Below are 12,233 nucleotides of genomic sequence, written 5' to 3'. Positions count from 1 at the left end.
GCTTCTCAGCGACCGAGGGTGGCGGCGATATCGGTACGGATGATTTCAGCCAGTTCCCGGGCCGCACGGTTCTCGGCGTCGCGGGTCGCCCTGATCTTGGCGAATTCCTGCTGCGGCAGGTCCACCTGCGCCGTCACGCTGCGGCGTGCGGAGCGCAGGATCTGGCCGTCGGAAATACGCGTCAGGACATATTGACCGCTCATCACCACGCGGCCGGGATAAGGGCCGTCATAGTTGTTGTTGGTGCGGGTGGTCAGGTCGTAATTCTCGACTTCCGTGGAGGAGGCGCTCGAGCTTACGGAAATCTTGACATTATACTGCGCCGTGGCCGGTTCACCCGCGCCGCCGGCCATCAGGAAGATCAGCTGGTTGCGAACTTCCTGACCAACCCTGCCACCGACTTCGGAGACACTGACAGCCGCCAGCCTCTCCTTTGTTCCGGAGGCTTCGCCATAGAGCGGGCGCACCTGGCATCCCGCCAGAAGACCGGCCATCATCACGACGGAAATTGCTGCCGCGACGCGGCTCCATCTCGAAAAAACGTCAGACAACAATGTTCACAATCCTCTGCGGAACCACGATGACTTTCTTGGGCTCGCCACCGGCAAGAATAGATTTGACGGCATCCAGAGCAAGGGCAGCCGCACGGACCGCATCTTGATCCGCATCGCGCGCGATTGTCAATTCACCGCGCTTCTTGCCGTTGACCTGCACCGGCATGACCACGTCGTTTTCCTCAACCAGCGAGGCGACGAAGACGGGCCATGGCGTCTGGGCCACGAGACCCTCATTGCCCAGCGCCGACCAGCATTCTTCCGCCAGATGCGGCGTCATGGGGGCAATGATGCGGATAAGGATTTCGACGGCGTCGCGTGCAGCCGCTTTCGCGTCATCCGGCTTACCGCCTGCTGCGACGTCCGCAAGTGGCCCGGCAAGCGCGTTGACCAGCTCATAGATGCGGGCGATCGCCTTGTTGAAGGCGAGCTTGTCCAAATCTTCCTGAACGGCCTTCAGGGTCTTGTGGGCGGCCTTGGAGGCTACCAGCCCTTCACCTTCCGTCGCCGGCTTCGGCTTGACGTTTTTCAGCTCCTCGGCGACTTCGCCGATGATGCGCCAGACGCGCTGGACGAATCGGTTTGCACCCTCCACGCCGGCTTCCGACCAGATAACGTCGCGATCGGGCGGAGAGTCCGACAGAACGAAGAAGCGTGCTGTGTCCGCGCCGTAGGATGCGATGATGTCATCCGGGTCGACCACGTTCTTCTTCGACTTCGACATCTTCTCGATAGAGCCGATTGTCAACTCTTCGCCGGAGGACAGCAGAAACGCGCGGCGAATGCCGTCGTTTTCCTCAATGCGCAAGTCGGCGGGCGATATCCATTCGCCATTCGGGCCTCCGCCGAGGCGGTAGGTCTCGTGAACCACCATGCCTTGCGTGAACAGGCCCTTGAAGGGTTCCTTGACGCCGACATGGCCGGTCTCGCGCATGGCGCGGGTGAAGAAGCGCGAATAGAGCAGGTGCAGGATGGCATGCTCGATGCCGCCGATATATTGATCGACCGGCAGCCAGTGATTGGCAACTTTCGGGTCGGTCGGCTGGTCTTCCCACGGCGCTGTAAAGCGGGTGTAATACCAGCTGGAATCGACGAAGGTGTCCATCGTGTCGGTTTCGCGCCGTGCGTCATGGCCGCATTGCGGGCAGGAAACATGACGCCATGTGGGGTGGCGATCCAGCGGGTTGCCGGGCACGTCGAAAGTCACATCGTCGGGCAGCTTGACCGGCAGGTCCTTTTTCGGAACCGGCACCACACCGCAGACTTCGCAGTGAATGACCGGGATCGGGCAGCCCCAGTAACGCTGGCGGGAAATGCCCCAGTCGCGCAGGCGGAAATTGACCTTGCGCTCGGCCTGCGGCGCATTGCCCAGCATCTCAGCGGACAGCTTCTGCACGACCGCCTCGAAGGCATCAGTCGTATTCATGCCGTTCAGGAAGCCGGAATTGATCATCACGCCGTCGTCGGCGAAGGCCGTCTCGTCAATGGTGAAGTTTGCCGCATCCGGGCCTTCGGGTGCAACGACGGCCACGACCGGCAGGCCGTATTTGCGGGCGAAATCCAGATCGCGCTGGTCGCCGGACGGGCAACCGAAAATCGCGCCGGTGCCATAGTCCATCAACACGAAATTGGCGACATAGACCGGCAGTTCCCATGTCGGGTCCAGCGGGTGCACGACCTTGACGCCGGTATCGATACCCTTCTTTTCGGCGGTTTCCAGCGCGGCCAGAGAGGTTCCATGGCGGCGGCATTCGTCGCAGAACGCGGCGATATCTGGGTTGTTCGCCGACAGTTCCCTTGCCAGCGGGTGGTCGGCGGCGATCGCCAGGAAGGAGGCGCCGAACAGGGTATCCGGGCGCGTCGTATAGACTGTGATGTCTGAAAAACCTTCCGGCGCCGTCTCAGCGACGGTCTGCCAGCGCAGCGACAGGCCTTCGGAACGGCCGATCCAGTTTTTCTGCATCAGGCGCACTTTTTCCGGCCATTGATCCAGTTCGTCCAGCTCGTCCAGCAAATCCTGGCTGAAATCGGTGATACGGAAGAACCATTGCGTCAGTTCGCGCTGTTCCACCAGCGCGCCGGAGCGCCAGCCGCGGCCGTCAATCACCTGCTCATTGGCGAGAACGGTGTGGTCGACCGGGTCCCAGTTGACCTTGGACTGCTTGCGGTAGACCAGGCCCTTTTCCATGAAATCGACGAACAGCGCCTGCTGGCGATGGTAATATTCCACATCGCAGGTTGCGAATTCACGGGTCCAGTCCAGCGACAGGCCCATGGATTTCAGCTGGCCGCGCATGGTGGCGATGTTCTGGTAGGTCCAGTCCTTGGGGTGGACCTTGTTCTGCATGGCCGCATTTTCCGCAGGCATGCCGAAGGCATCCCAGCCCATCGGATGCAGGACGTTGAAGCCGCGCGCGCGCTTGTAACGCGCAACCACATCACCCATCGCGTAGTTGCGGACATGGCCCATATGGATGCGTCCTGAGGGATAGGGAAACATCTCCAGAACGTAATATTTCTCGCGCGGATCGCTGTTGTCGGTGACGAAAACCTTGTCTTCGTTCCATTTTTGCTGCCAGCGCGGCTCGGCGTCGCGAGGATTGTAACGTTCGATGGCCATTGTCTAAAATTCCGGGTATCGAGGGGAAAAATTTGCGCTGACCTTCACCATGAAACGACCGGGGCGTCAAGTTTGGCGGGGCATTCGGGCGTTCAATCTTGGCCAGCGTGCCTCAAATGGTGCTAAACCCGCTTGGCATCAAGGCAATCGGCGTCTAGTTAGCGGTTCGAACGGTTTAAAAAAGGTCTTGTGATGGAAATCGAAGCACGTCTTGAGGATGTCAGGCAGCGCATTGCGGATGTTGCGGAAAAATCCGGCCGCAAGGCGACGGATGTTGCCTTGGTTGCGGTGTCGAAGACATTCGACGCGGAAGCGATCCAGCCCGTCATCGATGCCGGCCAGCGCGTGTTCGGCGAAAACCGCGTGCAGGAAGCACAGGGCAAGTGGCCTGCCCTCAAGGAGAAGACATCCGATATCGAGCTGCATCTGATCGGACCGCTGCAATCCAACAAGGCGGCGGATGCGGTGGCGCTGTTTGATGTCGTGCAGAGTATCGACCGGGAGAAGATCGCCCGCGCGCTTTCCGAAGAATGCGCCAAACAGGGCCGTAGCCTGCGGTTTTATGTGCAGGTCAACACCGGCCTTGAGTCGCAGAAGGCCGGCATCGATCCGCGTGAAACCGTTGCCTTCGTGGCTTTTTGCCGTGACGACTTGAAACTGCCGGTCGAGGGGTTGATGTGCATTCCGCCGGCGGAGGAAAATCCGGGGCCGCATTTCGCGCTTCTGGCCAAGCTTGCCAGACAATGCGGCCTTGAGAAGCTTTCCATGGGCATGTCCGGCGATTTCGAAACCGCCGTCGAGTTTGGTGCCACCAGCGTCCGGGTCGGCTCGGCGATCTTCGGCAGCCGGTAAAATCTCGAAAACAAAAAACCCGGCACTGCGGCCGGGTTTCAAATGTCGGAAAGACTTCGATCAGTATTGATCGTCCTCGTCTTCGTCCTTCGGTGCAGACTTCAGCGAGGAGAGCTTCTTGAACACGGCGTCGGCGTCGATCTGCTCTTCTTCCTCGCGCTGGAAGTTGTAATCCAGACCTTCCGTCGCCGTTGCCGGCTGCAGCGTGTTGCCAAGCTCTTCGGCTGTTGGCAGCGGGCGGCCGCGCGAAGCGCGTTCGACTTCAAGGTCAAGATCGATCTGGCTGCAGAGGCCAAGCGTTACCGGGTCCATCGGCGTCAGGTTGGCCGAATTCCAATGGGTGCGGTCGCGAATCTGCTCGATGGTGGATTTGGTTGTGCCGACGAGACGCGAAATCTGCGCATCCTTCAGTTCCGGATGGTTGCGAACCAGCCAGAGAATGGCGTTCGGACGGTCCTGGCGCTTGGAAACCGGCGTGTAGCGCGGGCCACGACGCTTGGATTCCGGCACGCGCACCTTCGGCTCGGAAAGCTTGAGCTTGTGGTTGGGGTTGCCTTCGGCGCGGGCGATCTCGTCGCGGGAAAGCTGTCCCGTCGCGATTGGATCGAGACCCTTGATGCCCTGTGCGGCTTCACCGTCGGCAATCGCCTTGACTTCCAGCGGATGCAATTTGCAGAACGTGGCTATCTGGTCGAACGACAGCGCGGTGTTGTCAACCAGCCATACAGCAGTTGCCTTTGGCATGAGCAATTGTTGAGCCATAGATACAGTCCTTCTGTCCGTCCGCGCCGGTGTCGCGGGCGTGGTATCAACCACTGAATTTCCGGGATATGACGGCTCTATAGCGGCATTGCATCAGAATTGCAATTCTTTGCGAAACAAATGACCTTTGTCTAATTGCCGTGTGCATTTGAACTGCTATGAATTCAACACATGCCTGAGGTGGGAGTCTCAAGGCGCGCTCATAACAGGACATACTTGGTTTCAGGAGGAGTTTATGTCTGCCAAAATCTACCCGGTGCTCAAATCCGCGAAAGCCCGCACGCTCATCGACAATGAGCGGTACCAGAAATGGTATCAGGAGAGCGTCGAGGATCCGGAAAAATTCTGGGACAAGCACGGCCGGCGGATCGACTGGTTCAAGCCCTATACCAAGGTCAAGAACACCTCCTTCAAGGGACGTGTACCGATCAAGTGGTTCGAGGATGGCCTGACGAACGTCTCCTACAACTGTATCGACAGGCATCTGAAGACGCATGGCGAGCGCACGGCGATCATCTGGGAAGGCGACAATCCCTATATCGACAAGAAGATCACCTATAACCAGCTCTATGATTATGTCTGCCGTCTGGCGAATGTGCTGAAGAAGCACGGCGTCAAGAAAGGTGACCGCGTCACCATCTACATGCCGATGATCCCCGAGGCGGCCTATGCCATGCTCGCCTGCGCCCGCATCGGTGCCGTGCATTCCGTCGTCTTTGGCGGCTTCTCGCCGGAAGCGCTGGCCGGCCGTATCGTCGACTGCGAATCAACCTTCGTCATCACCTGCGATGAAGGCGTGCGTGGCGGCAAGCCAATCCCGCTCAAGGAAAACACCGACAAGGCGATCGATATCGCCGCCAAGCAATATGTCATCGTCAACAAGGTTCTTGTCGTGCGCCGCACTGGTGGCAAGACCGGCTGGGCGCCAGGCCGCGATATCTGGTACCATCAGGAAATCGCCACGGTGAAACCGGATTGCCCGCCAGCGAAGATGCGGGCGGAAGATCCGCTGTTCATCCTCTACACATCAGGTTCCACTGGCAAGCCGAAGGGCGTTCTGCACACGACGGGCGGCTACCTCGTCTATACGTCGATGACGCATGAATATGTCTTCGACTACAAGGATGGCGAGGTTTTCTGGTGTACGGCCGATGTCGGCTGGGTTACCGGCCATTCCTACATCGTCTACGGGCCGCTTGCGAATTGTGCGACGACGCTGATGTTCGAAGGCGTTCCCAACTTCCCGGATCAGGGTCGTTTCTGGGAAGTCATCGACAAGCACAAGGTCAATATCTTCTATACCGCACCGACGGCGCTCCGGTCGCTGATGGGGGCGGGCGACCAGTTCGTCACGCGCTCGTCGCGCGAAAGCCTGCGGCTGCTTGGAACGGTCGGCGAGCCGATCAATCCGGAAGCATGGGAGTGGTATTACCATGTGGTCGGCGAGGACAAGAGCCCGATCGTTGATACCTGGTGGCAGACGGAAACGGGTGGCATTCTGATATCGCCGCTGCCCGGAGCGACCGATCTGAAACCGGGTTCGGCGACACGGCCATTCTTCGGCGTGCAGCCGCAGCTTGTCGATGCTGAAGGCAATGTGCTGGAAGGGCCGGCGGACGGCAATCTTTGCATCACCGACAGCTGGCCGGGCCAGTCGCGGTCGGTATATGGCGATCATCAACGCTTTATCGATACGTACTTCTCGACCTATAAGGGCAAGTATTTCACCGGCGATGGCTGCCGGCGTGACGAGGATGGCTATTACTGGATCACCGGTCGCGTCGATGACGTGCTGAACGTTTCAGGCCACCGTCTCGGCACGGCCGAAGTGGAATCGGCGCTGGTATCGCATCATCTCGTTTCGGAAGCGGCCGTGGTTGGTTATCCGCACCCCATCAAGGGACAGGGCATTTATTGTTATGTCACGCTGATGGCGGGGCAGAATGGCGATTATGCGCTGCGCGAGGAGCTGGTGAAGCATGTGCGCAACGAGATCGGGCCGGTCGCAACGCCGGACAAGATCCAGTTCGCGCCGGGCCTGCCCAAGACCCGCTCGGGCAAGATCATGCGGCGTATTCTGCGCAAGATCGCCGAGGATGATTTTGGTGCACTGGGGGATACGTCGACGCTTGCCGATCCCGCGGTGGTGGAAGACCTTATCGCCAACCGCCAGAACCGCACTGCATCCTGATTTTCTGGAAAGGCTGCTTCGGCAGCCTTTTTCGTTCTGCAAACGAAAACACCCGGAAGCGAGCTTCCGGGTGTTTTTTATTCAATACAGTCAGGCTTACTGGCCGCGGATTTTCTTCAGGTCGGCCAGAACGGCGTCAACAACGTCTGCGCCGATTTCAGCCTTGTGCTTTTCGTAAACGACCATCGACTTCTCGCGGATACGCGCCTGCTCTTCCGGAGACAGCGAGTTGACCTCGAGACCGGCAGCCTTGATCTTTTCCAGCGACTTCTGGTTCAGTTCGCGGATGACCTTGCGCTCTTCGTCGCGGCCGACGACTGCGCATTCACGCAGGGCCGTCTGTTCTTCGGGCGTATAGCTGTCGAAGATCGGCTTGGAGAAGAGGAAGAGGAACGGCGTGTAGGCGTGGTTCGTCTCGGTGATGTACTTCTGCACCTCGTAGAACTTGGAGGTGTCGATCGTCACATAGGGGTTTTCCTGCGCGTCGATGGCGTTGGTTTCAAGCGCCGAGAAGACTTCGCCGAAAGCCATCGGCGTCGCATTGGCGCCGAGGTTCTGGAAGGTGTCGAGGAAGATGTTGTTCTGCATCACGCGGACCTTGAGGCCCGAGAAATCTTCCCACTTGTTTACGGCATGCTTGGAGTTCGACAGGTTGCGGAAGCCGTTTTCCCAATAGGCCAGGTTTACGAGGCCCTGTTCTTCCAGCTTCTTGTTCATCATGTCGCCGAAAGCGCCGTCCATGACCGCGTCAGCTTCCTTGTCGTTCGCAAACAGGAACGGCAGGTCGAATACGCCGAGCGACGGGATGAGGCCGACGAGCGGCGACGAGGACGTCACGACGGCTTCCTGAACGCCGGAGCGCAGGGCCTGTGTTGCCTGAAGGTCGCCGCCGAGAGCGCCGCCCCAGAATGCCGTCAGCTTCAGCTTGCCGCCCGACTTGTCGTCGAGGCAGGCCTGCATGGCCTTGATGCCATTGCCAACCGGGTGATCCTGGTTGATGCCGTTCGACACGCGGATGTTACGGCTGTTGAATTCAGCCATTGCCGGTGCTGCGGCGCCAACGGCAAAAGCGATGGCGGTTGTGGTCAGAAGAAGCTTTCTCATAATATCCTCCCTTGGATTGTGGTCGAGAAAAAGTATCGGTTAACGAAGGTACTGCAGAGGTACCAGGACGATATCCGGGAAAATCACCAGCAGCGCCAAGACGATGGTTTCGGCAACGAGGAACGGCCAGACGCCGACCGTGACCTTGCCGAGCGGGATACGCCCGACACCGCTGACGACGTTCAGAACGACGCCAACCGGAGGGGTAATCAGGCCGATGGCGTTGTTGATGATGAAGAGTACACCGAAATAGACCGGATCGATGCCTGCCTGCTTGACGATAGGCATCAGAACAGGCGTCAGGATCAGGATGGTCGGCGTCAGGTCAAGCGCGGTGCCGACGATGAAAACCAGCACCATCATGGCGGCCATCAGCAGCATCGGGCGATCGATCAGCGGCTCGATATAGCCTGCCACTTCGTTCGGAATATTCGCAGCCGTGATGAGCCACGCGGAGACGAGTGCTGCGCAGACGAGGAACATGATGATCGAGGTGCTCTTGGCGGCACGCAGGAGCACGTGAAACAGGTCCGCCGGCTTCAATTCGCGATAGATCACCATGCCGACAAACAGCGCATAGGCGGCGGCAACGACGGCGGCTTCCGTCGGTGTCATGATGCCGGCCTTGATGCCGCCGAGAATGATGACAGGCATGCCGAGCGCCCAGCCGGCACGAGCAGTCACGAGCAGACGTTCCTTGCCCGAAGTCTTGGGCAGGGGCTTTACGTTGTCCTTACGCACCACGATCAGCCAGGCGATGATGAGCGATGTGCCCATCAGAATACCCGGAACGATGCCGGCGAGGAAAAGCTGGGTGATCGAGACGTTGGCGGCGACACCGAAGACAATGAAGGCCATGGACGGCGGAATGACCGGGGCGATGATGCCACCTGCGGCAATGAGGCCGCCGGAGCGCGGGATATTGTAGCCGGCCTTCGCCATCATCGGAATGAGGATCGCGGCAAGGGCTGCGGTATCAGCTGCGGCCGAACCGGAGATGCTGGCCATGATGATGGCCGCGACGATCGCCACGATGCCGAGGCCGCCACGGATATGGCCGACAAGCGCGATCGCGAAGTCGATGATGCGGCGGGAGAGACCACCGGAATTCATCAGTTCGCCAGCCAGAATGAAGAAGGGGATGGCGAGCAGCGTGAAGGTGTCTGCGCCCGAAATCATGTTCTGGGCGATGATCGCGGTGTTGAACATGCCCATGTACCACATGAGCACGACGCCGCAGAACATCAGGGAGAAGGCGACGGGAACGCCAATCGCCATTGCTCCCAGCAGAGAGCCGACAAAAACGAAAAGTGTCATGGTATCAGCGCTCCGAAAGCTGTTCGATCGTCAGGTTCTCGCCCGCGAACTGGGCGATTTCATCCTCTGTGACGCGACCGGTCAAATAGCGGTACAGGCGTTCCAGTGCGATGATGAACATCAGGCCGCCGGTGAACATGCCGATGCCATAGACCCAGATCATCGAAAGCTTGGTGACAGGGGCATGCATGCTGGCATTGATGGCGGACTGCTTCCAGGTTCCCCAGAAGAAGATGGCGGAACAGGCCAGGATGATGATGTTCGACGCGATCATGCAAAAGACGCGGGCGCGGCGCGACAGGAACATCACGAGCGTTTCAATGCCCATGTGGCTGTTTTCGCGAAAGGTCAACACGGCGCCGATGAAAGTCAGCCACACGAAGAAATAGCGCGACAGTTCTTCCGAGATGTTGATGCCGGAATTCATCGTGTAACGCATGACGACGTTGACGAAGACCATGATCGACATGCCGGCGAGCAGCAGGACGAGAATGATTTCGAGAATCCGGTAAAAGAGATTGATGGTCTTTTGCATTTTCCCCTCCCGAAGAAATATCTGAAGCATTTACGGCTAAGGATTGCCGCCAATGCTCCACCTATGGGTTTTTCGCAAAAATTGCACGTACCCTCTGCTGATCGCTCAGAGTAGCCCGCGTTTCGCCAGATTGCGCATCAGGGCCGCGGTGCCGAATGTCCATTCCGGGCATTCGTCTGTTGTCGCGACCCAATTGATCAACTTGCCGAGCTTGGGCGAGGAGATTTCGACACGGTCGCCCCTGGAATGGGTGAAACCGAGACCCGGCCCATGACGATCCTTTACCGGTGCGAACATCGTGCCAAGGAAAAAGACGGCTCCGTCAGGATATTGATGATTGCGGTTCAGGAGCTGGGACGCAAGGTTTTCCGGCGTGCGGCTGATGGCCTCCATGGGGCTTACACCCGTCATGGTGAAACCGTCTTCGCCTTCAACCAGAAGCGAGATTTGCGACTTCTTCACGTCGTCGATGGTGAAGCGTCCGTCAAACAGGCGGATGAAGGGGCCGATCGCGCAGGATGCGTTGTTGTCCTTCGCCTTGCTGAGCAGCAGGGCGGAGCGGCCTTCGAAATCGCGCAGGTTGACGTCGTTGCCAAGCGTCGCGCCGACGATGCGGCCGTCGGAGGCGATGGCGAGTACCACTTCCGGCTCCGGGTTGTTCCATTGCGACTTCGGGTGAACGCCGATCAGCGCGCCGCAACCGACCGAAGCCATGGCCTGCGCCTTGGAGAATATTTCCGCATCCGGGCCGATACCCACTTCCAGATATTGCGACCAGAGGCCCATTTCCTGAAGCAGTTTTTTCACTTCGGCCGCTTTTTCAGAGCCGGCCTCAAGTCCCTTGAGATTGTCGCCGAGAACCGGCGCCAGTCTTCCGCGGATTTCCTGCGCACGAAGCGGGTCGCCCTTGGCCTGCTCTTCGATCACGCGTTCCAGCATGCTGTCGGCGAAGGTGACACCGGCGGCCTTGACGGCTTGAATGTCGTTGGGGGCAAGAAGCTCGCCGGCGGAGCCGTCCAGAAAGGCTTCGAGCGCGCCGAGTGCGACGAAAGTGCCGGTGTCGGCAAGCCGCTCCACGAGATCCGTCTTTTCCAGAAGTTCGGACATGGTGGGTGAGATGGAGGTAAGGTCGTAAAGGACGCCGTCCTTGAGCAGAACCGGGCAGGGGCCGCCTTCGCTTTTCGACCAGACGCGGCCGACGAGCAGCGCGTTCTCGGAATCTTCAGGCAAAATTGCGGTAGCGTCGATGGACCTGGTGCCGGTCATGTAGTCCTCCCCTTCAGCCCTCCAGACAATCCGCCTCCTGCGGTCTTATTGTCTGGATGTCTGACAACCTAATCTTATTCTTCTTAGTATGACTTTTCTGACGAGTCTAGCGGTCCAGAAGACAAAATTATCGTCTTTCGCCCCTGGATTACCGGAAAGCCGTAAAACCTGTCCTATAGCTTTGCGGTTGAGGCCTTATTATCCTCAGAATATATCCAGTTCGAGGTTGACCCGGCTTGCTGCGCCGATCAGATGTCTGCGCATCGCATTCTTGGCCGCAGTCGCGTCTGCGCTTTCGACTGCCTCGTAGATTGCCACATGTTCGGCGATTGTCACTTCGAGAATTTCTCCGAAAACCGCGCGTGCGAAAGCGATGTTGATCGCCGAGCTGATGCGTTCGGCAATGAAGCCGAGGAACATCAGGAAATATTCATTCTGCGTCGCTTCCGCCAGAATGCGGTGGAAGTCGAGATCGGCCGCCACGCCCTCCGTCGACCAGTCGTCGGCAGTCTTCATCTTTTCCAGCGCTGCAGCGAGCCGCGTCAGCTGCTGCGGGCTGCGGTGCAGCGCTGCCAGACCCGCTGCCTCGATTTCGAGCGGCATACGAAGCTGGAAGAGATCACGGAAATTTTCCGGGTCGTTCAGGCGGGAGCGCTCGATGCGGATGGACAGTCTTTGCCGGGGATCGGTGACGAATGCGCCGACGCCCTGCCGCGTTTCAACGAAGCCTTCGTTGCGCAATTGCGCGATTGCCTCGCGGATGACCGAGCGGCTGACGCCGAAGGTTTTTGCAAGCACATGTTCCGTCGGCAGCCTGTCTCCCGGCCCGAGTTTCGAATCATTGATCTCGCGTGCGATCTCTGCGGCGATCCGGCCGGGCAGATGGTCGTTGCGATGTATCTGATTGAACTCCAGCGTCATGGTTGCTCCCGTTCCATAGAAACGATTGGTTCGTTTTCCCACGGCAGCGACTTCCTCCTTCGCCACGAGCGGGGTTTTCAAAGGCGGCGTATGCGGCCGCCCTTGCCATTC

Annotated in this window: 10 protein-coding genes; 2 read left to right on the top strand and 8 right to left on the bottom strand. The window is 59.0% G+C overall.

What is annotated here, in order from left to right; translation table 11 throughout:
- Positions 1-5: 5 nt before the first annotated feature.
- Positions 6-551, bottom strand: coding sequence for an LPS assembly lipoprotein LptE (gene lptE / locus CFBP6623_RS13195; protein WP_046799631.1), 546 nt, complete (start codon positions 549-551; stop codon positions 6-8).
- Positions 544-3,174, bottom strand: coding sequence for a leucine--tRNA ligase (gene leuS / locus CFBP6623_RS13190; protein WP_046799630.1), 2,631 nt, complete (start codon positions 3,172-3,174; stop codon positions 544-546). The genes lptE and leuS overlap by 8 nt, the downstream gene beginning before the upstream one ends.
- Positions 3,175-3,366: 192 nt before the next feature.
- On the opposite strand from leuS, the gene CFBP6623_RS13185 reads away from it, so the two are divergent.
- Positions 3,367-4,026 (top strand): YggS family pyridoxal phosphate-dependent enzyme, encoded by a 660-nt coding sequence (locus CFBP6623_RS13185; RefSeq protein WP_046799629.1) that lies wholly within the window; start codon positions 3,367-3,369, stop codon positions 4,024-4,026.
- A gap of 60 nt (positions 4,027-4,086) precedes the next feature.
- Here CFBP6623_RS13185 and CFBP6623_RS13180 read toward each other — a convergent pair whose 3' ends face one another.
- A complete protein-coding gene (locus CFBP6623_RS13180) occupies positions 4,087-4,788 on the bottom strand; it encodes a DUF1013 domain-containing protein (RefSeq protein ID WP_046799628.1) in 702 nt (233 codons plus the stop codon).
- 235 nt (positions 4,789-5,023) lie between these two features.
- Here CFBP6623_RS13180 and acs point away from each other — a divergent pair, with 235 nt between their 5' ends.
- Positions 5,024-6,979: an acetate--CoA ligase gene (gene acs, locus CFBP6623_RS13175; RefSeq protein ID WP_046799627.1), complete on the top strand. Its 1,956-nt coding sequence runs from the start codon at positions 5,024-5,026 to the stop codon at positions 6,977-6,979.
- Between the two features lie 96 nt (positions 6,980-7,075).
- Here the strand turns inward: acs and CFBP6623_RS13170 are convergent, their stop codons facing one another.
- The 5 genes from CFBP6623_RS13170 to CFBP6623_RS13150 form a co-directional block, all read right to left on the bottom strand.
- The gene (locus tag CFBP6623_RS13170) at positions 7,076-8,083 is read right to left on the bottom strand and encodes a TRAP transporter substrate-binding protein (RefSeq protein ID WP_046799626.1); all 1,008 of its coding nucleotides are present in this window, start codon (positions 8,081-8,083) and stop codon (positions 7,076-7,078) included.
- Between the two features lie 39 nt (positions 8,084-8,122).
- A complete protein-coding gene (locus tag CFBP6623_RS13165) occupies positions 8,123-9,400 on the bottom strand; it encodes a TRAP transporter large permease (protein WP_003492595.1) in 1,278 nt (425 codons plus the stop codon).
- A gap of 4 nt (positions 9,401-9,404) precedes the next feature.
- A complete protein-coding gene (locus CFBP6623_RS13160) occupies positions 9,405-9,935 on the bottom strand; it encodes a TRAP transporter small permease (protein ID WP_046799625.1) in 531 nt (176 codons plus the stop codon).
- 105 nt (positions 9,936-10,040) lie between these two features.
- Positions 10,041-11,201 carry a fumarylacetoacetate hydrolase family protein gene (locus CFBP6623_RS13155; RefSeq protein ID WP_046799624.1) on the bottom strand — a complete coding sequence of 387 codons (1,161 nt, stop codon included), beginning with the start codon at positions 11,199-11,201 and terminating at the stop codon, positions 10,041-10,043.
- A gap of 204 nt (positions 11,202-11,405) precedes the next feature.
- Positions 11,406-12,122, bottom strand: coding sequence for a FadR/GntR family transcriptional regulator (locus tag CFBP6623_RS13150; RefSeq protein WP_046799759.1), 717 nt, complete (start codon positions 12,120-12,122; stop codon positions 11,406-11,408).
- Positions 12,123-12,233 lie beyond the last annotated feature (111 nt).

The sequence above is a fragment of the Agrobacterium tumefaciens genome (assembly GCF_005221385.1).
GTDB lineage: Bacteria > Pseudomonadota > Alphaproteobacteria > Rhizobiales > Rhizobiaceae > Agrobacterium > Agrobacterium tomkonis.
The sequence above is the reverse complement of the archived record's forward strand: the minus strand, read 5'-3'. Positions and strand labels throughout refer to the sequence as shown.